This is a genomic window from Streptomyces sp. MGP-BFMKR1 (assembly GCF_057766585.1).
Genome location: NZ_CM173408.1, coordinates 7,272,619 through 7,294,677 on the forward strand (window position 1 = coordinate 7,272,619; position 22,059 = coordinate 7,294,677).

Annotated in this window: 19 protein-coding genes and 1 pseudogene; 12 read left to right on the plus strand and 8 right to left on the minus strand. The window is 73.3% G+C overall.

Annotated features, from left to right (window positions below):
- Positions 1–33: 33 nt before the first annotated feature.
- On the plus strand, positions 34–1,272 hold the full coding sequence (locus AC3CHW_RS29255) for a serine hydrolase domain-containing protein (protein WP_488468445.1): 1,239 nt from the start codon (positions 34–36) through the stop codon (positions 1,270–1,272).
- A gap of 76 nt (positions 1,273–1,348) precedes the next feature.
- Here AC3CHW_RS29255 and AC3CHW_RS29260 read toward each other — a convergent pair whose 3' ends face one another.
- On the minus strand, positions 1,349–2,230 hold the full coding sequence (locus tag AC3CHW_RS29260; protein WP_488468446.1) for an alpha/beta fold hydrolase: 882 nt from the start codon (positions 2,228–2,230) through the stop codon (positions 1,349–1,351).
- Between the two features lie 107 nt (positions 2,231–2,337).
- Here AC3CHW_RS29260 and AC3CHW_RS29265 point away from each other — a divergent pair, with 107 nt between their 5' ends.
- Positions 2,338–2,841 carry a CGNR zinc finger domain-containing protein gene (locus AC3CHW_RS29265; protein ID WP_488468447.1) on the plus strand — a complete coding sequence of 168 codons (504 nt, stop codon included), beginning with the start codon at positions 2,338–2,340 and terminating at the stop codon, positions 2,839–2,841.
- 30 nt (positions 2,842–2,871) lie between these two features.
- On the opposite strand, the gene AC3CHW_RS29270 is transcribed toward AC3CHW_RS29265, so the two are convergent.
- Both AC3CHW_RS29270 and AC3CHW_RS29275 read right to left on the minus strand, forming a co-directional pair.
- Positions 2,872–3,492 carry a DedA family protein gene (locus AC3CHW_RS29270; protein ID WP_398610045.1) on the minus strand — a complete coding sequence of 207 codons (621 nt, stop codon included), beginning with the start codon at positions 3,490–3,492 and terminating at the stop codon, positions 2,872–2,874.
- Positions 3,489–4,271: an MBL fold metallo-hydrolase gene (locus tag AC3CHW_RS29275; protein ID WP_488468448.1), complete on the minus strand. Its 783-nt coding sequence runs from the start codon at positions 4,269–4,271 to the stop codon at positions 3,489–3,491. The genes AC3CHW_RS29270 and AC3CHW_RS29275 overlap by 4 nt, the downstream gene beginning before the upstream one ends.
- 342 nt (positions 4,272–4,613) lie before the next feature.
- On the opposite strand from AC3CHW_RS29275, the gene AC3CHW_RS29280 reads away from it, so the two are divergent.
- The 3 genes from AC3CHW_RS29280 to AC3CHW_RS29290 all read left to right on the plus strand — a co-directional run bounded on the left by AC3CHW_RS29280 (position 4,614) and on the right by AC3CHW_RS29290 (position 10,205).
- Positions 4,614–6,044: an MFS transporter gene (locus AC3CHW_RS29280; RefSeq protein ID WP_488468449.1), complete on the plus strand. Its 1,431-nt coding sequence runs from the start codon at positions 4,614–4,616 to the stop codon at positions 6,042–6,044.
- Between the two features lie 213 nt (positions 6,045–6,257).
- Positions 6,258–8,666, plus strand: a complete 2,409-nt coding sequence (locus AC3CHW_RS29285) for an alkaline phosphatase family protein (RefSeq protein ID WP_488468450.1) — start codon at positions 6,258–6,260, stop codon at positions 8,664–8,666.
- 99 nt (positions 8,667–8,765) lie between these two features.
- The gene (locus AC3CHW_RS29290; RefSeq protein ID WP_488468451.1) at positions 8,766–10,205 is read left to right on the plus strand and encodes an amino acid permease; all 1,440 of its coding nucleotides are present in this window, start codon (positions 8,766–8,768) and stop codon (positions 10,203–10,205) included.
- 63 nt (positions 10,206–10,268) lie between these two features.
- On the opposite strand, the gene AC3CHW_RS29295 is transcribed toward AC3CHW_RS29290, so the two are convergent.
- A complete protein-coding gene (locus AC3CHW_RS29295) occupies positions 10,269–11,090 on the minus strand; it encodes a class I SAM-dependent methyltransferase (RefSeq protein ID WP_488468452.1) in 822 nt (273 codons plus the stop codon).
- Positions 11,091–11,282: 192 nt separating this feature from the next.
- Here AC3CHW_RS29295 and AC3CHW_RS29300 point away from each other — a divergent pair, with 192 nt between their 5' ends.
- Positions 11,283–11,882: a TetR/AcrR family transcriptional regulator gene (locus AC3CHW_RS29300; RefSeq protein WP_488468453.1), complete on the plus strand. Its 600-nt coding sequence runs from the start codon at positions 11,283–11,285 to the stop codon at positions 11,880–11,882.
- Positions 11,883–11,941: 59 nt separating this feature from the next.
- Here AC3CHW_RS29300 and AC3CHW_RS29305 read toward each other — a convergent pair whose 3' ends face one another.
- The gene (locus AC3CHW_RS29305) at positions 11,942–12,703 is read right to left on the minus strand and encodes an SDR family NAD(P)-dependent oxidoreductase (RefSeq protein WP_488468454.1); all 762 of its coding nucleotides are present in this window, start codon (positions 12,701–12,703) and stop codon (positions 11,942–11,944) included.
- Between the two features lie 141 nt (positions 12,704–12,844).
- Positions 12,845–13,456: a TetR/AcrR family transcriptional regulator gene (locus AC3CHW_RS29310; RefSeq protein WP_187064024.1), complete on the minus strand. Its 612-nt coding sequence runs from the start codon at positions 13,454–13,456 to the stop codon at positions 12,845–12,847.
- 251 nt (positions 13,457–13,707) lie between these two features.
- On the opposite strand from AC3CHW_RS29310, the pseudogene AC3CHW_RS29315 reads away from it, so the two are divergent.
- From AC3CHW_RS29315 to AC3CHW_RS29330, 4 genes and pseudogenes are all read left to right on the plus strand, one after another.
- Positions 13,708–14,524: pseudogene (locus tag AC3CHW_RS29315) on the plus strand (helix-turn-helix domain-containing protein).
- A 209-nt stretch (positions 14,525–14,733) separates the two neighbouring features.
- Positions 14,734–15,585, plus strand: a complete 852-nt coding sequence (locus tag AC3CHW_RS29320) for a helix-turn-helix domain-containing protein (protein ID WP_488468455.1) — start codon at positions 14,734–14,736, stop codon at positions 15,583–15,585.
- Positions 15,582–15,809, plus strand: coding sequence for a DUF397 domain-containing protein (locus tag AC3CHW_RS29325; RefSeq protein WP_488468456.1), 228 nt, complete (start codon positions 15,582–15,584; stop codon positions 15,807–15,809). Before AC3CHW_RS29320 ends, AC3CHW_RS29325 begins: the two co-directional genes overlap by 4 nt.
- A 196-nt stretch (positions 15,810–16,005) precedes the next feature.
- Positions 16,006–19,236: a chondroitinase family polysaccharide lyase gene (locus AC3CHW_RS29330; protein ID WP_488468457.1), complete on the plus strand. Its 3,231-nt coding sequence runs from the start codon at positions 16,006–16,008 to the stop codon at positions 19,234–19,236.
- A gap of 140 nt (positions 19,237–19,376) precedes the next feature.
- On the opposite strand, the gene AC3CHW_RS29335 is transcribed toward AC3CHW_RS29330, so the two are convergent.
- Entirely contained in the window at positions 19,377–19,733 is a 357-nt protein-coding gene (locus AC3CHW_RS29335) for a winged helix-turn-helix transcriptional regulator (RefSeq protein WP_488468458.1), read from the minus strand.
- 90 nt (positions 19,734–19,823) lie between these two features.
- On the opposite strand from AC3CHW_RS29335, the gene AC3CHW_RS29340 reads away from it, so the two are divergent.
- Complete coding sequence (locus AC3CHW_RS29340; RefSeq protein ID WP_488468459.1) at positions 19,824–20,384, plus strand: carboxymuconolactone decarboxylase family protein; 561 nt, start codon at positions 19,824–19,826, stop codon at positions 20,382–20,384.
- Between the two features lie 151 nt (positions 20,385–20,535).
- Complete coding sequence (locus AC3CHW_RS29345) at positions 20,536–20,829, plus strand: DUF1330 domain-containing protein (protein ID WP_488468460.1); 294 nt, start codon at positions 20,536–20,538, stop codon at positions 20,827–20,829.
- A gap of 541 nt (positions 20,830–21,370) precedes the next feature.
- Here AC3CHW_RS29345 and AC3CHW_RS29350 read toward each other — a convergent pair.
- The gene (locus tag AC3CHW_RS29350; RefSeq protein ID WP_488468461.1) at positions 21,371–22,036 is read right to left on the minus strand and encodes a nitroreductase; all 666 of its coding nucleotides are present in this window, start codon (positions 22,034–22,036) and stop codon (positions 21,371–21,373) included.
- Positions 22,037–22,059: the final 23 nt, after the last annotated feature.

The following is a 22,059-nucleotide window of genomic DNA, read 5'->3' on the forward strand; positions in this document are numbered from 1 at the left end:
GGGGGCGCGCGCCGGCGCGGAAGAGGGGGACCGGTGGGGGACACGACGGGGGCGCGTGGTCGCGGCGGGTGGGCGTCCAGGCGGGTGCGGCTGGGCGTGGGTCTGGGCGTGGTGGTGGCGGTCGCGGCGGGGGCGGTGGCCACGGCCACCGGCACGGCGCCGGACCGCTCCCCCGTGGACCGGCGCGAGCTGCGGCGGGACACCAACGCGGTGCACGTGGCCGGCGCCACCGGGGTGGTGGCGGAGGTGCGGACCCCGGACGGCCGGGCGCGCGCCCGCGCGGGCGACGGGAACGTGGCCACGCGGCGGCCGGTGCCCTGGCGCGCGCACTACCGCGTCGGTGGCGTCGGCCGGCCGTTCGCGTCCGTGGTGGCGCTCCAACTCGTCGGCGAGGGCCGGCTGCGGCTGGCTGATCCGGTGGAGCGGGTGCTGCCCGGCGTGGTGGCCGGCCACGGCAACGACGGCACCCGGATCACGGTGGCCGACCTGCTGCGGCACACCAGCGGGCTCTCCGACTACACCGACCAACTGCCGGGGGCCCGCGACCTCACGCCGCGCGCGTTCGAGGCCAGGCGCTTCACCGCGTACGAACCGGCGGAGCTGGTGCGCCTCGCGATGGCGCGCGGGCCGAGGTGGCAGCCCGACCCCACCGCGCCGGTGGCGACCAAGCGGTGGGGCTACTCCCGCACCAACGACCTGCTCGTGGACCTGGTCATCGAGAAGGTCACGGGCCGTCCGGTCGCGCGGGAGATCCACGACCGGGTGATCGCCAGGCTCGGGCTGCGGCACACGTTCACGGCCGGCACGTCCGCGTACCTGCCGCGGCCGGCGGCCACCGGCTACACCCGCTTCCCGGGCACCGACCAGCTCACCGACACCTCGGTGTTCGTGCCGCTGCCGGACACCTCCGTCATCAGCACCACCGGCGACGTCGCGGAGTTCTTCCGCGCGCTCTTCGACGGGCGGCTGCTCGGCGACGCGGAGCGGGCCCGGCTGCGGGAGACCACGGCCGCGCGGGACGGGTGGGGCGGCGAGTCCGGCGTCCGGTTCGGGCTCGGCGTGTACTGGCGGCCGGTCGCCGGGTGCGACGCGGGCGTCTGGTACCACGGCGGCTCCTCGCCCGGCCACGTCGCGGCGGCCGGCGCCACCGACGACGGTCGGCGCGCGGTCGCCACCGCCGTGACCACCTGGCGCCCCGGCTCCGCCCAGCAACGGCGCCAGGACGAGGCCACGTCGCGGCTGGTGGACCACGCGCTGTGTGACGCCCGCTAGCCCGGCGCGCGGCCGGCACCCGTGACACGGGGCGCCGGCCGCGCGCCGGTTTGGGGCCGGCCCGCGCGGCGCGGCGTCAGCTCCGGGTCGTCGGCAGCGCCCGGGCCAGGAAGTCCCGGATGTGGTCGACGGCGGTCGGCAGGTGGCTCTCCAGCAGGAAGTGGCCGGCGCCGGGCACCAGGTGGATCTCGGCGTCCGGCAGGTCCCGCGCGAAGGCGCGCGCGCCGTCCGGGCCGAAGATGAGGTCCCCGGCTCCCCAGACGGCCAGCAGCGGGACGCGGCTGTCTCGGAAGTACGCGTGCAACCGCGGGTAGAGCGGCCGGTTGGTGGCGTAGTCGCGGAACAGGGCGAGCTGGACCAGGTCGTTGCCGGGGCGGCTGACGTCGCGGTGGTCGGCCGTCCAGGTGTCGGGGTCGACGCGCTCGGGGTGGTCGACGCCGTGCAGGTACTGCCAGCGGATGGCCTCCAGGTCGAGGGCGGTACGGACCGCGGGCTCCGTCGCCGGCCCCGGGTCCTCGGCGTACGCCCACAGGGGCGCCCAGAACTCGGGGACGAACCCGTCCTCGTAGGCATTGCCGCTCTGGGAGATCACCGCGGTGACCGCCGCCGGGTCGCGCAGCGCGAGCCGCCAGCCGATGGGGGCGCCGTAGTCCTGCACGTATAGCGCGTACCGGGAGACGCCCAGCTCGGCCAGGAGCGCTTCGGTGATGTCGGTGAGCGCGTCGAACGTGTACGGGAAGGCGTCGGCGGGCGGGGCGTCGGAGTGGCCGAAGCCGAGGTGGTCGGGGGCGATGACGCGGTACCGGTCGGCGAGCAGCGGGATCAGCCGGCGGAACATGCGCGAGCTGGTGGGGAACCCGTGCAGCAGCACGAGGGTCGGCGCGTCGCGGGGACCGGCCTCCCGGTAGAAGACGCGGTGCCCGCGCACGGTGGCGTACTGATGACGAACGTCCGTCATGGCTAACCCTCTTAAGTCGCTGTGGTGGTTATCGGCGCCCTCAGTGGACCCGATGCGGGGTAACCTGTCAAGTGCGTGAAGAGGGTTAGGTGATGGGGTGGTCGGAGATGATCGACGAAACGGCGCTGCTCGCGGCGCTGAACAGCACACCCGTACGGGAGGGCCGGCCGCGGGACCTGTGGGCCGATGACGCCGCGCTGCGCCAGTGGGCGCACGAGCACGGCGGCCGGTGCGACGCGCGGGCGCTCGACTGGCTACGGGCGGCGCGGGACGCGCTCCAGACCGCCACCCGCGACGCGGTACCCGAGCCCGAGCTGCGGCGGCTGCTCGCCGAGGTCCGCCAACTGCCCGAGGTCGACGGGGCGGAGCTGCGCTGGCGCCTCACGGCGCCGCCCGAGCGGTTGCTCGCGGTGGAACTGGTGCTCGCCTGGTACGACGTCCAACAGCGCCGGCCCGGCCGACTGCGCCCGTGCGGCAACGACGAGTGCCGCCTCTTCCTCCTCGACCACAGCCGCGCCAACACCGCCCGCTGGTGCTCGATGAAGACCTGCGGCAACCGCCTCAAGGCCCGCCGCCACCAAGAGCGCGCCCGCCACAACCCCACGCCCTGACGGGTGCGCGCGCCCGACTGGGCGCGCCGGCTACCCGGCCGGTGACCTGCGCAGTCGGCGCCAGATCGCGGGCGCCACGGTGACCACGAGGGCCAGCCCGACCGCCGCGGCCACGCCCTCCCACGGCTCGGCGAACAGCGAGCCGCCCAGCAGACCGATCAACTGGTACGTGACGGCCCAGGCCAGCGCCGCGGGGGCGGCGCCGCGCGCGAACCGGCGCAGCGGCACGTACGAGAGCAGGCAGGCGAGCATCACCGGAATCCGGCCCGCCGGCAGCAGCCGGGACAGCACGAGGACGGCGACGCCGTGCTCGTCCAACCGGACGCGCGCCTGCTCAAGCCGCTCCGGCGCCGCCCGCTCGCGCAGCCGCCCCAGCCACAGCGAGCCGTTCTTGGAGCGCACCCCGCGCTGGCCGAGCCAGTACAGCGCCAGGTCGCCGAGGAAGGCGGCCAGCGAGGCGACGGCGAAGACGAACAGCAGCGCCAACGGCGAGGTCTGGTGTATCGCCACCACGGCGGCGGAGCTGACCACCGCGCCCGTGGGCACCACCGGCACCAGCGAGCCCACCACCACCAGCAGGAACAGCGAGGGGTAGCCGACCGCCTGCTGGGTGGACTCGGGCGGTACGGCGCGGGCTAGTTCGGCGATCACCGAGCGGCCTCCAGGCGCACGCTCTCGCCGTGGTCAAGCCGGTGCACCACCGACTCGGGCGCCAGGTGGGCCGCGTGCCGTACGAACTCGTCGCCCGGCGCGTGGAACTCGTGCGGCCGGACGGCGTCGAGCCCGATCGGCCAGAACGTGCCGTAGTGCACCGGCACCGCGCTGCGCGCCCCGAGCCGCTCCAGGGCCCGCGCCGCGCGCCGCGCGTCCAGGTGCCCCGGACCCAGGTACGGGCCCCAGCCGCCGACCGGCAACAGCGCCACGTCACACGGCCCGACCACGGTGGGCATCTCGTCGAAGAGGCCGGTGTCGCCGGCGAAGTACGTGGTGGCCGCGCCGCGCAGGACGTAGCCGAGCGCGGGCGCCCGGTGCCGCCCGTACGGCAGCCGCCGCCCGTCGTGCGCGGCGGGTACGGCCCGCACCCGCACCTCGCCGACCGTGACCTCGTCGCCGGGCAGCACCTCGGTGACGCGCAGGGCCCGCGCGCCGGCCACCCGGCGCAGCGCCGGCACGGCCGCGCCCGCGCCGCGCGGCACGATCAGCCGGGTGCCGGGCGCGAGGCGCGCGAGCGAGCCGGGGTGCAGGTGGTCGGCGTGCAGGTGGGAGACGAGCGCGAGGTCGGCGACCAGCGCGCTGTCCGGCGGCACGGGGCCGCGCCGCCGCCGTAGGTGGGCCAGGCGCTGGACGAGCAGCGGATCGGTGAGGACGCGGACTCCGGAGTCCACCACCGTCACGGTGGCATGTCCCCACCAGGTGATCTCCACCGACACCCGGATCTCCCGTCTCGACGCTCTCGCACGCTGACCGGCGTCAGCTCACCCGAGCGTAGTTCAGGTGCCGGGGCGCCCGTGCGGGAGTACGGCGCGCGACCCACGCCACCCGCCGGGGTCGGCCCGCCCGGCGCGAGCGCGTCCGGGCCGGGTAGGGCTCGGGTCCGTCAAGGCCGGGTCAGGTGCGGGTCATGGAACGGCCACGGGGAGGCATGGGTGGCTGAATTCTCGACGGGGAGGGCGGGCGGCGGGCCAACGGTCGCCGCGGGGGCCGTAAGGGGCGCAAAAGCTAAGTTAGCCTTACTTAACTCGGATCTCGGGGGTTGGCGGAAAGGGGAGGACATGTCGCCGCGCGCCGTGTCGCGGGTCTTCACCAAGGGCGGTGCGAAGGGGGTGCCGGCCACGCCGCGCGCCGGCGGAGCCGCGCCGCCGTGGCTGCTCATGCTGCTGTCGTGTAGCGCGCAGTTCCTCGTCGTCCTGGACGCGACCATCGTCTCGGTCGCGCTGCCGCCGATCGCCGCCGCCCTCGGCTTCACCACCTCGTCCGTCGGCTGGGTCGTCAACGCCTACACCCTCGCCTTCGCCGGCTTCCTGCTGCTCGGCGGCCGGCTCGCCGACCTGATCGGCACCCGCGCCGTCTTCCTCACCGGCCTCGGCGTCTTCACCGCCGCCAGCCTCTGGTGCGGCCTGGCCACCGCCCCCTGGCACCTGGTGCTCGCCCGCGCCGTGCAGGGCCTGGGCGGCGCGCTGCTCATGCCCACCACGCTGACCATCGTGCACCTGGCCTACGCCGAGCCCGCCGGGCGGGCCCGCGCGCTCGGCCTGTGGAGCATGGTCGGGGCGGTCGGCGCGGCGGCGGGCACGGTCTTCGGCGGGCTGCTCACCGACTCGCTCGGCTGGCGCTGGGTCTTCCTCGTCAAGGTGCCCATCGGCGTCGCGGTGCTCGTCGTCGCCTGGCGCGCGCTCGCCCGAAGGCCCCGTACGGACGCCCCGCGCGAGCCGCTGGACGTGCTCGGCGCGTCCCTGGTGACCTGCGGCCTCGCCGCCCTCGTCTACGGCGTCGTCGCCTTCGGCGAGCCGGCCGGCACGGCGCGGGCGGTGGCGTTCTCGGCCGCCGCCGTCGTCCTGCTCGCCCTCTTCGTGGCCCGCCAGCACCGGTGGGCCCGCAGCCCGCTGATGCCGCTGCGGATCTTCGGGCACCGCGCGGTCAGCGCCGCCAACGCCGTGATGTTCTGCCTGGGCATCGGCTACCTCGCCAGCCCCGTGGTGCTCTCGCTCTACCTCCAGCACGTGCTGGACTACTCGCCCTCACGCGCCGGGCTCGGCTTCCTGCCCACCGCCCTCGCGGTGATGGTCGGCGCCCAGGTCACCGGCTGGATGACCACCCACTGGGGCACCAGGCGCACCGCCAGCCTCGGCCTCTCGCTGGTCACCGCGGGCTTCCTGCTGCTCGTACGGCTCGGCCCCGACACGTCGTTCCTCCCCACCATCGTGGTCCCGCTGCTGCTGGTCGGCCTCGGCGCGGGCGTGGCCTTCACGCCGATCACCGTGGCGGCCACCAGCAGCGTCGAACCCGCCCTGACCGGGCTCGCCTCCGGGCTGCTCAACACCACGCGACAGGTCAGCACGGCGCTCGGGATCGCGGTCCTGACGGCGGTGGCGGGCGCGCTCGGCGGGGCCCACGGCTACGGCGTGGCCTTCCTCATCGCCGGCCTGCTCGCCGCGCTCGCCACGGCCGGGGCCGCGACGCTGCTGCCCAGGGAGCGCGGATAGCCGCCCGATGTCGGCCCGGCCCGGCCGGCATCGGGCCGGCCGGGTGGGAGGCCGCGCGGCCAGAGCCCGCCGCCCGTTCCGAACCCGAGGCCGGGGGAGCGTCGGGGTGCGCGCGGCCCGCTCGGCGGTCGGCCGACGCCGGCGGCTCCGACATGACAGGCTGGGCGCCGAGCCCGGGTACCAGGCGGGCGGAAACACGAGGTGAGACGACGCGTGCAGTGGCCCCGATGGAAGACCGTGGGCGGCACCCTGCTGCGGGTGACGGTGGTGTGGGCGGTCAGCACGCTGACCATGCTCGCCCTCGCCGGCATCCTGCCCGACTTCCGGCTCCAGTCCGCCGACGGCGACAGCACCACCCGGATCGCCGTCACGGCCGCCTCCGGCGCGGGCGCCTTCGGCGTACTCAGCGCGCTGGTCTGGCCGGCGCTGGTGCGCGCCCTGCTGCTGGTGCCCGCCTTCGTCCTCGGCCTCCTCGTCTTCTTCCTCAACGGCTCGCTGCTGTTGGTCGCCCTCAGCCTGATACCCGACGGGCGAGGCCAGGTCGAGCCGGAGACCGCCGTCGTCGTGGCCGCCGTCATGTCGGCCGCCTCCTCCGCGACGAGCACGGCCCTGGCCGTACGCGACGACGGCGCCTACCGCCGGCGACTGGCCCGGCTCGCCTACCGCAGACACCGCCGCGGCGGCCTGCCCGGCGCCCCGCCCTGGCGCGGCCGACCCGCCGCCGGCCGCGCCCACCCCGGCACCCCGGACACCGCCCCCGGCACGGTCTTCCTGCAACTCGACGGCGTCGGCCACGACCTGCTGCGGGCCGCCCTGCGCGAGCGCCCCGCGACCCGCGGCCGGGCCAGACCCAGGCCGCCCCTCATGGAGACCCTCGCCGCCTGGGAGGGCACCACCCACACCCTCACCCGCTGGCGCACCGACTGGTCAAGCCAGACCGGCGCCAGCCAACTGGGCATCCTGCACGGCTCCAACGAGGACGTGCCCGCCTTCCGCTGGTACGAGAAGGACACCGGCGAGCTGATGATCAGCAACCGCCCGACCAGCGCCGCCGAACTCCAGCGCCGCGCCGCCGCCCGCGCCGGCCACCCGGGCCTGCTCGCCGAGGACGGCGCCAGCCGCGGCAACCTGTTCACCGGCGGCGCCGACCAACTCGCCCTCGTCCTGTCGGTCGCCGGCCGGCGCGGCAGGCACAACCGCTCCCGCGCCGGCTACTTCGCCTACTTCTCCGACCCCGCCAACGCCACCCGCACCGCGGGCTCCTTCGTCGCCGAGGTCTGCCGCGAGATCGGCCAGTCCACCCGCGCCAAGCTGCGCCGCGAACGGCCCCGGGTGCGACGCGGCGGGCTCTACCCCTTCATCCGCGCCTTCGCCACCGTCGTCGAGCGCGACGTGGTCGTGGCCGCCGTCATCGGCGACATGCTCGCCGGGCGCGGCGCCGTCTACGCCGACCTGGTCGCCTACGACGAGGTCGCCCACCACTCGGGCCCGTACAGCCGCGACACCCACCAGGTGCTGCGCCGCCTCGACCGCAGCATCAAACTGATCGCCAAGGCCGCCCGGCACGCGCCACGCCCCTACCGCTTCGTGCTCCTGTCCGACCACGGCCAGACCCCGGGCGAGACCTTCGCGGCGCAGTACGGGCTCACCCTGGAGGACCTGGTGCGCGCCGGCTGCGGGCTGCCGGTCCCGCGCCGCGCCGGGCGCACCCGCAGCGGCGCGGAGGCCCGCGCCGCGGCCCGCGTCGCGCTGCACCGGCCCGAGGAGACGCACGAACGCGAGCAGGCGCCCGCCGGCGCACCGCCCGCGGGCCCCGACGCGACCGCCACCACCCCCGGGCCGCGCCCCCCTGCCCCGACGCCGGCCACGCCCACGGCCCCGACCGCGAAGCCGCCCGCCACCGACCCCGCCGAGCCACCGTCCGCCACCACCCCCGCCGAGTCGCAGCGCCGGCGTGGCCGGCCCGGGCCGCTCGTGCTCGGCTCGGGCAACCTGGGCCTGATCTCCTTCCCCGACGTGCCGCACCGGCTGACCCGCGAGGAGATCGACCGCCGCCACCCCGCCCTGCTGCACACCCTCGCCGAGCACCCCGGGATCGGGTTCCTGCTCGTACGGTCCGCGCGGCACGGCCCCGTGGTGCTCGGCGCGCACGGCAGCGAACACCACCTCGCCACCGGGCACGTCGTCGGCGCCAGCCCGCTGACCCCGTTCGGCCCCGGCGCCGCGGAGGCCGTGCTGCGCACCGACGGCTTCCCGCACGTCGCCGACATCATGGTCAACTCCGCCTACGACCCGCGCACCGGCGAGGTGCACGCCTTCGAGGAACAGATCGGCTCGCACGGCGGCCTCGGCGGCGACCAGTCGCACGCCTTCCTGCTGTGGCCGAGCGAACTGTCCCCACCCACCGCCGACGGCACGGAACTGGTCGGGGCCGAACGCGTCCACCAGGTGCTGCGCCGCTGGCTCGCGGAGGCGGAGCGGTCCGCCTCCGGGCACCGGTCCGCGGACCCGTTCCCGGCGGCGGAGCGACTCGCGGAGCCGGTGGACGAATCCCCGATCACACCCCGTGTGACCGGCGCTTTTTCCACGACGGAGCCCGTCGAACAGGACAAATCCCGCTGATTTTGCGAGCCGCTCCCGGTCCCTGACCATATTGCGCGGTCCGTCCCGTCCGACACCTTCGGGCGATGTGCGCGACCCGCACCGAGAGGCTCACCCCCCATGCACGACCGCCACTCCCGCCGCTTCGGCCTGCCCACCGCGACCGCCCTGGTCATGGGCAACATCATCGGCGGCGGCATCTTCCTGCTGCCCGCCCTCGTCGCCCCGTACGGCACCGTCAGCCTGGTCGCGTTCGTCGTGCTGACCGCGGGCGCGCTCGCGCTGGCCCTGGTCTTCGGGAAGCTGGCCCAGCGCGACCCGCGCACCGGCGGCCCGTACGTGTACGCGCGGGCGGCCTTCGGCGACTTCGCCGGCTTCCTGGCCGCCTGGAGCTACTGGATCACCACCTGGGTCAGCAACGCGGCCCTCGCCGTGGCCGCCGTCGGCTACCTCGACGTGCTGGTCCCGGTGCACGGCGCGACCTGGCGGACCGTGCTGGCCGCGCTGGTCATCCTGTGGCTGCCCGCGCTCGCGAACCTCGCCGGCACCCGGTACGTCGGCGCGGTGCAACTCGTCTCGACGGTGCTCAAGTTCGCGCCGCTGCTGCTGGTCGCGATCGGCGGCCTCGTCTTCTTCGACCCGGCCAACCTCGGCCCGTTCCAGGCCGGCGACCAGAGCCTGACCGGCAGCGTCTCGGCCGCCGCGGCGATCCTGCTGTTCAGCTACCTCGGCGTGGAGTCGGCCGCGATGAGCGCCGGCGAGGTACGCGACCCGCGCCGCAACGTCGGCCGCGCCACCGTCCTCGGCACGCTCGGCGCGGCACTGGTCTACCTCCTCGGCACGCTCGCGGTCTTCGGCACCGTCGCCCACGCGGACCTGGTGGACTCCACGGCGCCGTTCTCCGACTCCGTGAACGCCATGTTCGGCGGCGACTGGGGCGGCGTCGTCATCGCCTGCGCCGCGCTCGTCTCCATGACCGGCGCGCTCAACGGCTGGACCCTGATGAGCGCCCAGGCACCGTACGCGGCGGCGCGCGACGGCCTGTTCCCCGCGGCGTTCCTGCGCAGGCGGCGCGGCGTGCCGACCACCGGCGTACTGGTGGGCACCGTACTGGCCTCACTGCTCACCGTCGCCGCCTACACCCTGGGCACCGGCGGTGCCTTCGAGACGCTGGTCCTGGTCACCACCTTCACCGCCACCGTCCCCTACCTCCTGGCGACCGCCGCCCAGCTCTACTTCCTCCTCTCCGGCCAGCGCGACCGCGTCCGCCCCGCCCGCCTGACCCGCGACGCGGCCCTGGCCCTGACCGCCTTCGGCTTCTCCCTGTGGCTGGTCGCCGGCGCCGGCTACGCGGCGGTCTACCAGGGCGTGCTGTTCCTGTTCGCCGGCGTCCTGGTGTACGTGTGGCTGGCGGCGCGGCGTACGCGGGCGGGCTCGCTGGTTGGCGCGGAGCCCGCCAGCGCAGCGCCCCGCGTCGAGCCGTCGGGCCAGGCGTCGCCCGGCCAGGGGCCGGCCGATCAGGTACCGGCCGGGGTGGGCGCGGGCGGCGGCAGGCCGTGACCCGCGCGCGGGGCCGGTCGCCCGTACGGCCCGTGCCCCGCGACACACGGCGCACCGCGCGCCTCACGGCGCGTCGGTGCGGACGGCGCTGGTCGCCAGGGTGGTGTAGCGCATCGTGAAGTGACCCCCGATGGCGTCGACGGCGTCGCCCACCGCGCCCAGGATCTCGGTCAGTTGGTCGGCGGAGAGCCGGGTGAGCCCGCCGGTCGTGGGGAGGAGTTCCAGCCACTGCGCACGGGTGTAGGTCCGCTCCCAGTCGAAGCGCCACTGCTCCGGCTCGGAGAACCGCCCCGTCCCACGGATCGTGTCGGCGATCCGCCCGTACCCCGCCTGATACGTCTCCAGCGCCCGCCGCGCCGGCTGCTGGCCGAACGGGGAGTCGGGCACCACCCGCCGGTAGGCAGCCGCGAACGGCTCGGCCACCTCGGCGGGTGGCTCGAAGACGTGCCCGAAGACCGCCAGGCGCCCCCTCGGACGCAGCACCTCGGCCGCCTTCGCGGCGCCGGCGACCGGGTCCACCCAGTGCCACACCTGGCCGGCGACCACCGCGTCGAACACCCGCCCCGCCGGCTCCCAGGACTCGAAGGTCGCCACCTCCACCGGCAGGCCGCGAGCCCGCGCGAACTCGGCCATCCGCGCGTCCGGCTCGACCCCGAGCACGGCGCAGCCGGCGGCCTGGAACTGCCGGGCCGCGATCCCCGTGCCGCACCCGACATCGAGCACCTCGGGCCCCGGGCTCCCGGCGACGACCCGGGCCACCAGGTCATCGGGGTACGCGGGCCGGGCCCGGTCGTAACGCTCGGCCTGCGCTCCGAACGACTCGGCCACCTGTCGCGCCTCGTGCGGGCGCGCTGGCTCTGGCTGCTCTCGCGGTAAAGTGGGCATGCGGTCACTCTAGTGGGCAAGCGCCCACACCTGGCAAGGGCGTACACGCGACGAGGGCGGCTACGCGAGGAGGGCGTGTACGTGACACGCGCCCGCGCATGGCAAGGTGCCCATACGGGGCAGGCGCCCGCACGGGGCGAGTGCCCGCACGTCGACGGGTGCCAGGGGACTGGCGCAGGAGAGGACCGGTACGTGCCGACCGGAGTGCACCTTCGCGATGCGCGACAGCAGTTGTTCGACGCCGCCGAACGCGTACTGCTGCGCGCCGGCCCGACCGGGCTGACCAGCCGGGCCGTCACGGACGAGGCGGGCTGCGCCAAGGGCGTCCTGCACCGGCACTTCGCCGACTTCGACGGGTTCCTCGCCGAGCTGGTGCTCGACCGGGCCGCGCGGCTCGAGGCGCGGGCGCACGCGCTGCGCGAGGCCGCCGGCACCGGCACGGTGGCCGACAACCTCACCGCCGCACTGACCACCCTGTTCGAGCCCGTCCCGGTGGCGATCATCCCGCTCATCACCTTCCGCGACGAACTGCGCGCCCGGCTCCGCCAGGCCAGGCCCGGCGGCGGCATCGCGATCCTCGCGGAGGTCACGACGGCGGTCTCCGCCTACCTGGCCGACGAGCGCGCCCGGGGCCGCGTCGCACCCGACGCCGACCTCGACTCCCTCGCCCTCTCCCTGGTCGGCGGCGGCCACCTCCTCTTCGCCGACCGCGACCCGGGCCCCCCGACCGAGGCCACCGTGCGCCGGCTCGTGGTGTCGGTGCTGGCGGGGCACGTCAGGGGTGGCGGGTAGCCGTACCGCCCTCGCCCGCGACAGCGCCCGCCAGTGAGCGCCGCCGGGAGCCCCTTCGTTCAGGCCGTCGAGCCGCCGTCCACGACCAGGTCGGCGCCGACCGTGGAGGCGGCGTCGTCCGAGGCGAGGTAGAGCACCGCGGCGGCGATCTCCTCGGTACGGGCCACCCGCCCGTTGGGCACCTGCTGCCGCATCCGCTCGGCCTTCGCCTCCGGGCTCTCGCCCGGCAGCGTGGACATCGAGGTGTCCGTGGAACCGGGGCTCACCGCGTTGACGCGTACGCCGTCGCCGATGTGGTCCAGGGCGGCGTTGCGGGTCAGCGCGCTGACGGCGGCCTTGCTCGCGACGTACGCGGCCATGTCGCGGCGGCGCGAGTGGGCGCCGAGCCGGGAGGCGATGTTGACGATGGCGCCGCCACCGTGCGCGCGCATGTGCTGGATCTCGTGCTTGAGCGACAGCCAGACGCCAGTCACGTTGACGTCCACGACGCGCCGCCAGTCCTCCTCGGTCACGTCGGCGACCGGCGTCGCGGGCAGGATGAGCCCCGCGTTGTTCACGGCGACGTGCAGCCCGTCGAACCGCTCCACCGTCTCCCGCACCAGCCGCTCCACGTCCGGCCCGCGCGTGACGTCGGCCGTGATCGCGGCGGCCACCCCGCCCGTCTGCTCGATCAGGCCGACGGTCTCCTTGAGCGACTCCGCCGTACGGCCGGCGACCACGACCCGCGCCCCCTCGGCGGCGAGCGCGACGGCGACGGCCCGGCCGATGCCGGTGCCGCCGCCCGTGACGAGGGCGGTCTTGCCGGTGAAGCGTGCGGGCATGAGGGTGACTCCTTCACGTAAGGGGACGGAACCTGGCGGGTCCGCCAGAGATACCAGATCGATCGGTCTTGAATGAGGGCGTGCGAGGCTCAGGGTGTGAGGTGCGATGCGTGGGGGAGTGCCCCACCGGGACGCCGTGGGCTACGGCTGGTCGGCGGTCGCGGGCTCGGCCGGGTCGAGCAGGGCCAGTGCCTGCGTCGCGGCGTCCGCGAGGCGGCCCGGCTGGTCGGTGGACCTGCCGATGACCCGCAGCCCCTGGAGTAGGACGAGCAGCATGCGGGCCAGCGCTCGCGGATCGCGCCCCGCCGGCAGTTCGCCCTGCGCCTTGGCCCGGATCAGCGCCGAGGTGAGCGCGGTCTCGATGGAGTCCCAACTCGCCCCGACCCGCCGGGCCATGGCGGCGTCGTGCGGGGCCAGCTCGATCGCGGTGTTGGTGACGAAACAGCCCCGCCGCTCGTGGTCGGCCGCGGCCTCGTCGGCGAACCGACGCACCACGGCCCGCACGGCGGGCAGCGCCGGCCCCGGCTGGGACAGCTCCACCACGATGTCGGGTCCGTGCTGCTCGCTGTAGCGCTCCAGGGCCTTGGCGTACAGCTCGCGCTTGCTGCCGAACGTCGCGTAGATGCTGGCCCGCGCGATGCCGAGGTGCGACACGAGGTCGGCCATCGACGTCGCCTCGTACCCACGCCGCCAGAACAGTTCGAGCGCTGCCTGGAGCGCGGCGTCCGGATCGAATTCCTTGGTCCTGGCCACGGGGGCGACAGTAGCTGTATCGAGAACGGTCGGTCAATAAATGTTGAGGCGGGGTGGAGCCGCCCTGGCTCGCGCAACACATCGCAACGAACGACGCGGGAGAGGTGGCCACGGCCCTACTGTTTCTGCCGTCCGTGACCCGGCCGGCGTGGCGTCGCCGATCCGAAAGGCGTGTGATGAAGCTCAGCACAACCAACACGAACTGGCTCGTCCTGTTCCGGGGGTCCACTGCCTCGGCTTGCCGGTAGCCCATGTCTCCCTCGCCCTTGTCGAGCGCCGAGAGCGCACGGAAGTCGGTCTCCAGCCGCTTGCGAGATCTACGCAAGGACGCAGAGCTGACGATGCACGGGCTGGCCGGTCTGTGCGGCTGGCACAAGTCCAAGGTCTCGCGGATCGAATCGGCGCAGCAGACGCCGACAGACGCCGACATCAGGATGTGGTGCGACGCCTGCGCGGCGCCGGGGCAGGCCGTCGACCTCATCGCGGCGACTCGCGATGTGGAGACCCTCTATGTCGAGTGGCGTCGCTTACAGCGCACCGGGCTACGCCACCTTCAACTTTCGCGTCTACGCCACCCGCGTCATGCCCGGAGTCCTCCAGACGGAGGACTACGCCCGTACGTTGATGTCCACGATCGCCAGATTCCGTGGCATCCCCGACGACTCCGCCGAAGCGGCCAGGGCACGCGTCAGCCGTGGTCGAGTGGTCTACCGAGGTGGTCGCCACTTCGCCTTCACCATCGAGGAGGACGTCCTCTACAAGCGGCACGGCAGTCGCGACGAGATGGCCGCTCAGCTCGCACACCTGCTGGACGTCGTCCCGCTGCCGAACGTGTCGCTGGGCATCATCCCTCGCGCGGCGGAGAGGGGCGCCATGTGGGGCCAGGAGACCTTCACGATGTTCGACGACGAACGGGTTGTCGTGGAGTTGCTGACGGCCAAGGTGACCGTGACCCAGCCGAGCGACATTGCCACCTACGCTCGCGCGTACGCGGAGTTGTCCAACATGGCCGTCCATGGCGCACGCGCCGCACTGCTCATTCGTGCCGCGATTGACTCGCTCAGATAGCTCGCTCGCGACGCGCCTTATCTGTTTCTCGGGCGACTAAATGCGCATGCCGAGTTCCTCTTTCGCATTCCGTCACTCGATCGGGCTAAACCCGGTGCTGGGCTGAACCGCGCCGGTACGGTGGCCAGTATTGCCGGTGAGGGGTGTGCTGCCTACGCGTTGTCTGTGACCAACAGGCAACTGGGGACACGGGGTGGGGGTCTTCGCTGATGGAGCTGAACAACGAGGACGAGGCCGGGCTCGCGCCTCGGGTCCTGCTGGGGCGCAGGTTGCGTCGCCTGCGCGAGCGGGCGGGGGTGTCGCTGCGTGGCCTGGCCGACGCGGTGCATTACCCGCACTCGTACATCAGCAGGGTGGAGCGCGGAAAGCAACTGCCATCCCAAACGCTCGCTGCGGCATTGGACGCGTACTTCGGTACGGACGGGGTGATGGTGGAATCGCTAGCCACGGCCCGTAGGACAACGATCCCCAGGTACGGGCGTGCGATCGTCAACAACGAGCTGGCGGCGACTCGCATTCAGGTGTTCGGCGGCAGCGTTATCCCGGGACTTCTGCAAACCGAAGGTTACGCGCGTGCCCTCTTCCGCGCCTCCCTGCTCGACGCATCCGATGAGCAACTCGAAGGCCATGTGGCGACTCGCCTCAAGCGTAAGGCGGTGTTGGAAGAGTCCGACCAACTCCGCTACGAGGCCGTTGTCGATGAGGTCGTGCTGGAGCGGCAGGTGGGCGGGGCCGCCTGCATGGCTGACCAGTTACGAGCCTTGCTGCACGTCGCCGAGATGCCGCGCGTGACGGTCCAGGTGCTGCCGTTCGAACGGGGAGGGCATCCGCTGCTGGGTGGCAGTCTGAGCCTGCTGACCTTCGCCAACGGAGCTATGGACGGCTACGTCGAGAGCTTCTTCTCCGGGAAACGGGCGAGGACCGCGCGCGACATGCGGAGGCTGACGCAGATGTACTCCGCCGTCCACGGCGCGGCGCTTTCCGCTACCGAGTCGCGCGCGGTGATCAGGGAGCATTTGCTGAAATGTTCCCGGGGCGCGCGCTTAACTGAAAGAGTATGAGCATGAACATGATTCCTGACGCGTCCGCCGTGTCGTGCTGGCGGAAGTCCAGTTACAGCAACGGTGAGCCCGGCGGCGAATGCATCGAGGTCGCCGACGGTCACCCCGGTGCCGTCCCGGTTCGTGACTCGAAGGACCCACACGGTCCGGCGCTCGTCTTCGCCGCGCCAGGCTGGTCAGCGTTCGTTTCCGCCGTCAAGGCCGGGGAGTTCGCCGGCAGTTGATGCCCCGGCGTCACACCCTCTCGGAAGCCGCACCTCAGAGGCCCCCGTCTGGATGACGGGGGCTTCGTCGTGCCCCCGCCCGGGCCCCCTCCGCCCCCGACCGCCACGCACCCTGTGCTCACCCGCCCCCTCGCCCGCACAATCGAAGCGCGGGGGCAAGCAGGGCAGCACCGGCCGGCGACGGAAGGAAACCCCAGTGGAGCGTGGGCCCCAGGCCGAACCCAGCAGAGTCACCCGGCGCAGGCTGCTCGCCTACGGCGCCGCGGCCACCGGCGCAGCCGCGACGCAGGCCGCGCCGCTGCTCCCGTTCGCCCCGGTGCACGCGGCGGGGCCGCCGGACACCGACCTCACCAGCCAGGTGACCAGCACCACCGCACAGGCAGCCACCCTGGAGGAGCGGGCGCTGGCCCTCGCCCCGCCCGCGTTCCTGCTGGAGACCGCCGTGCCCGAGGCGTTCGCCGCCGGTACGGGCAGCGCGCTGGCCATCGACGCCACGCACGGCTCCGTCTGCGGGCGGCACGCGCTCCGCTGGGACCACGGGCCGCGCACCCAGCTCACCGTCACCGCGGAGCTGGCCTGGGCCCCCGACCCGTACCGCACCAACCCGCTCGCCGACCAGGCGTGGCAGGGGACCGTGGACACCTTCGCGGTGTGGGTGCACAACGAGCGGGCCACCGGCGACGCGATCCGCTTCGAGTTCGGGCGCGGGGAGCGGGTGGACTGCTGGTTCGAGTTCCGGTTGGACTTCACCGGGTGGCGCACCGCCTGGGTGCGGTACGCGTACGACATGCACGGGCAACCGCGTACCGACATGGACACCTGCCGGATCACCGCCCCGCGCCGCGCCGGCACGCTCTGGCTCGATCAGCTCCTGCTCAACGTCGCGCTGCGGCCCGACGCGCCCTGCCGCGACGCGCAGGTGGACCACGTCGGCATCGAGGGGGACAACTGGGACCAGCAGCACTGGCAGGCGCTCTACCTCTTCGACCGGCTGCTGACCCGCCAACCCATCGAGGCGCCAACCCCCACCCCGGCCGAGCGCGCGGGGCTGCGTACCGTCGCGCGCCGCTACCACGACGACTACCTGGCCGGCGGGCCGCCCGTCACCGACGCGTACGTCGAGCAACTTGCCCAGCAAACAGAGGAGTTGACGCGGGATCGGGCGGTGTTCTCCTTCCAGGGGCAGATCTATCCGCCCGAGATCGCCGCCGACCTGACCGCCTTCGTCGGGGCCGCCGACCTGAAGGAGGTGACCGGGTTGCTGCGTACCCTCGCCCAGGCGTACGACGCGGCGGGCCCCGGCACGCCGCAGGCTGACACGCTCGGCGAGTTGTACGTACGTATCGTGCGGCGGCTGCGTGCGTTGGGTTGGACGTACGGGAGTTGTCAGGGGACCATCCACCACCTCGGCTTCGCCATGGTGGGTTACTACGACTCGGTCGTGCTGATGCGCGAGGTGTTGCGCGAGGCGGGGTTGCTCGCCGCGGTGCGGGCCGACCTGACGTGGTTGGTGGGGCTGGGACGGCTGCGGCGCGGCTTCGACTTCCGTAACGGGCACGGCTCCACGGTGGACATCCTCAACACCAACGTACGGGGCATGTTCGCCGTCGCCCTGCTCCAGGACGGCGCGGCCCGTCAGGCGGGCCATCTGCGCGCCCTCAGCGACTGGTTGAGCCGCTACCTGCTGCCCACCGACGGCATCCAGGACGGGCTCAAGGTCGACGGCACCACCTTCCACCACGTCGGCTGCTACCCGGACTACGCGCGCGACGGGTTCTCCGGCGTCGCACCCATCGTCTACCTGCTCAGCCGCGGCCCGTTCCGCGTGACCACGCAGGCCCACACCGCGCTGCGGCGCGCCGCGCTGACGTTGCGGATCATGGCCAACGCCCTGCACTGGCCGATCCCGCTCAGCGGTCGCAAGCCCGAGGGCACCACCGGCCTGTCCGTCACCCCGTACCAGTGGCTGGCCATCGCCGGCACTCCGGACGGGCGCGCGGCCATCGACGCGGAGGTCGGCGCGGCCTTCCTACGGCTGCTGCCCGCGCGGCCCACCGAAGCCCAGCGCAGGGTCGCGGAGCGGCTGCGAGCCGCCGGGGTGCGCGCGGAGAACCCACCGGCGGGCGCCTGGGCGTACAACTACGCGGCGCTGGCCGTCCAGCGGCGCGACGCCTGGCAGGTCGTGGTGCGCGGCCACAACCGCTACCTGTGGTCGACCGAGGTGTACGAGGGCGCCAACTGGTACGGCCGCTACAACACCTACGGCCACATCCACGTACTGCACCGGGGCGATCCCGTCACCAACCGCGACAGCGGCTTCCGGCAGGAGGGTTACGACTGGAACCGCCGCCCCGGCACCACCACCCTGCACAAGCCGTGGGACGCGCTGAAGGCCGATCTGACCGGCACCATCGAGGAGATGCTGCTCAGCGAGGAGGCGTTCGCGGGCGGCCACACGATCGACGGGCGCAACGGCATGTTCGCGATGCGGCTGCGCGAGCACCCCAAGCACGACGAGAGCCACCACGCCCGGGTCTCCGTCTTCCTCTTCGACAACCGGGTCATCGCCCTCGGCACCGGCATCGGCAACGACGACCGCCACCACGAGACCGAGACCACCCTCTTCCAGACCCACCTGGCACGCCCCGACGACCCCACCTACCTCGGCGGCCCCGAGCCGATCACCGCCTTCCCCCACCACCACCCCGACGGCGTCCTGGCCGCCGACACCTGGCTCCTGGACGACAAGGGCCTCGGCTACTACGTGCCGGCCGGGCAGCGCCTCGCGCTGACCCGCTCCACCCAGCACTCACGCCGCCACGGCAACGGGGCCCCCACCAGCGGCGACTTCGCCACCGCCTGGCTCAGGCACGGCCGGGCCCCGAGCGCCGCGCGCTACGCGTACGCCATGGTCATCGGGGCGACGCCGGCGACCATGGCCGCCTTCACCCGCCAGATGGCCGACCCGGCGACGGCCCCGTACACCACGCATCGCGCCGACGACGGCGCGCACATCGTCACCGACCGCGCCACCGGCCTCACCGGCTACGCCGCGTTCCAACCCACCGATGGGTTGGACACGGGTGGCGGACCCGTGCGCGGCGTGGACACCCCCGCGCTGCTGCTGTGCCGCCCGGACGGGGACGGCGCGCTCGCGCTGTCGGTGTGCGACCCCGACCTACGGCTGTACGAGGGCCGGGACGCCGACCAGTACGAGGGGGAGCGCTACGTCGGCCACTGGAGCCCCTTCTCCCGCCCGTGGCTCACCCACCCGAGCCAGGCACACACCCTGCGGGTGCGACTGCGCGGCCGGTGGCGCCTCGCGACGGGGGAGGGGTGCCGGGTGACGGCGGCGGCGGGCGACACCGTGCTGAGCGTACGCACGGTGCACGGGCGGCCGGTGCAGGTGCGGCTGGTGCGCGGCTGAGAGTCTGTCGGGTGACGGGTCGGCTCACGCGAAGTCGCGGTCGTGGGTGACCTTGGGGTGGGTGGTGCGCGGTGGGCGGGCGCGGTGGGAGGGGCGGCGGTCGTCGGGGGCGCGTCGGCGTCAGACCGGCCACGCGATGGTCATTCCGGCCCTCCCGTCGTCGCGGGACCCATTTCCTCGGCCCAGCGTTGGCTCCAGGCGGCCAGGGGGCTCAGTGACTCGACGAGGTCCTGGCCGAGCTGGGTGAGGCGGTAGCCGTCGCCGTCCAGGGTGAGCAGGCGGGCGCCGGTCAGTTCCTCGATGCGGGTGCTGAGCACGCTGGAGGACATGCGCTCGCATCGGCGCTGCAACTCGCGGAAGCCGGCCGGCGCTTGGCTCAGTTCCCACAGGATGCGCATCGTCCAACGCCGGCCGAGCAGGTCGAGTGCGGCCATCACCGGACGGCCCGACTCGGACCCCCGGACTGGCACACCGGGACGCGGCGTGCTGGCTCCCATAGTCACTCCCTAGTCATTCCCTAGTCACTCCTTGCGCTTCGACTCTCGAAGCATCATAGTGATGCGGAAATCGAAGCAGGAGGTGTCGCGATGCCACGCATCGAACCGCTCACCCCGCCCTACCCCGCCGACGTCGACCAGGCGCTCCGTCGGTGGATGCCGCCGGGTGTGCCACACGAGCCGCTCGCGCTGTTCCGCGTGCTGCACCGCAACCCGGAGCTGGCCTCACGCATGTTCGCCCTCGGCGCCGGACTGCTGGGCCACGGCCTGCTCCCCGCCATCGACCGTGAGATCGTCATCGCCCGCGTGACCGCGCGATCCGCCTGCGCCTACGAATGGGGCGTCCACGCCGCGACCCTGGCGCCGCGGGCCGGGCTCGGCCCGGAGCAACTCCGGGCAACCACCCGACCCGACGCGGCGGCCAGCGCTCCGTGGTCGCCACGCCACACGGCACTGCTGCGCGCCGTTGACGAACTGGACGACACGACGCAGCTCACACAGTTCGCCTGGGACGCCCTACGCAGGTACTACGACGAGGCTCAACTACTCGAACTGCTCGTACTGATCGGCTGGTACCGCACCATCAGCTACCTGGCCAACGGGCTCCGCCTGGAAGAGGAACCCTGGGGCGCCCGGTTCCCCGCGGGGTGACCGGGTTCCGCGCCCCACCCACCACCCTGGCGCTGGTCGGCATCGGCGCCAGGGTGATCACGACGCCGGCAAGCCGCGCTGTCGCCCGCCGGCGCTCGTCCGAGACCAACCCGTACGTCAGGCGCACTCATCTCAACACCGGAGGTCTTCCATGCCCAAGGGCTACTGGGTCAGCGTCTACCGCACCATCTCAGACCCCGAGAAGCTGGCCGCCTACAACGAGCTGACCCCTCCCGCCGTCAGGGCCGGGGGCGGTCGGACCCTCGTCGTGGGTGGCCGGGTCGTGGCGCGTGACGCCGGAATCGCCGAGCGGACCGTCCTGGTCGAGTTCGACAGCTTCGAGCAGGCCGTCGCGACGTACGAGAGCGCGGCCTACCAGGAGGCGCTGGTCGCCCTGGCCGACGGCGTCGAGCGCGACTTCCGCATCGTCGAAGGCGTCGCCTGACCGAGGTGCGGTCGGATTTTCACTGAAGTCCGCCGCGGGGCAAGCCGTGGCGGGGGGCGCTGGCGCGGTTCGGCGTTGGCACTCGCCCCGCGAGCCCCCCCCACGAAGCGGCGAACTCTCCGGGTGCCGCGCCACCTGCGCCGCGTGTCACGCCTTGTCCTGTAGCGCTTGACCTTGCAAAGGTCAGCTTGATTCTGCATGTGAGCTTGCATGGGTCAGCGTGGCCTTGCATTGGGTGCCAGCGTTAGCTGGTTGTGGTGCATGCGTTGAGGGTGCTGTCGGGCGGGTCCGCCGGGCCACCGGTCGAGGGGTTCGAGGTCGCGTACGCCGACCGGGACGGAGCGGAGTTCCGCCTGCCGCTGGTAGACGCGTGGGCCGTACGGTTCGAGGACGTCACTCCGGTACGCGCGTCCAAGTCACCGGTCTCATCGGGGAGCGGTATCGCTGAGTTTTGACACCACCTGGGTGCTTGCGGTGGGAGCATCATCGAGACCGGCACGGACTGACGACCCGTCTGCTGCGAGGAGCAACGGTCAGGACGTCACACTCCGAGGAAACTCACTGTTTCTGTCATGTCCGCCCGCCCGGTACGCAGCCTTGGCATGCCTTCCTTCTCGAACCCCACCGAGACACCGCAGAAAAGCACGAGCCCGTCATCGGCTCCGACCATCTGGCTGACGGTCTTGCGATACATCGTCCACATCACCTGGGGGCAGGTGTGCAACCCTTCCGCCCTCAGCAACAGCATGACCGTCTGCAAATACATCCCCGCGTCCCCCCACTGTCCGGGCCCCATCGTCCGGTCGAGGTAGCAGAACAGCACGACCGGCGCCCCGAACGCCTCCGAGTTCAAGGCAGCGATCTTCATGGGCCTGTCGGGGTCGTCGCGCTCGATGCCCAGCGCTTTGTACCGCTGGGTGGCCGCGGCGGCGAAGCGGTCCAGATACGGCGACGCCAGCCCGGCCGGGTACATCGGATACTCCCGCTCGTCACCCGAGTCGCCCGCCAGTGCCCTGGCCGTTGCGCGCCTCTTCAGTTCGGCCAAGGGCTCGCCGGTCACGACATACACATGCCACGGCTGGAGGTTCCCACTCGACGGAGCCCGCGTTGCTGCGGTCAGCACTCGTTCGAGTACCTCCTTGGGTATCGGCTCATCGCTGAACGCCCGCACAGCTCTGCGACTGTCCACGGCTTCATACACATCCACGTCTTGTCGTCCTCTCACTCCAT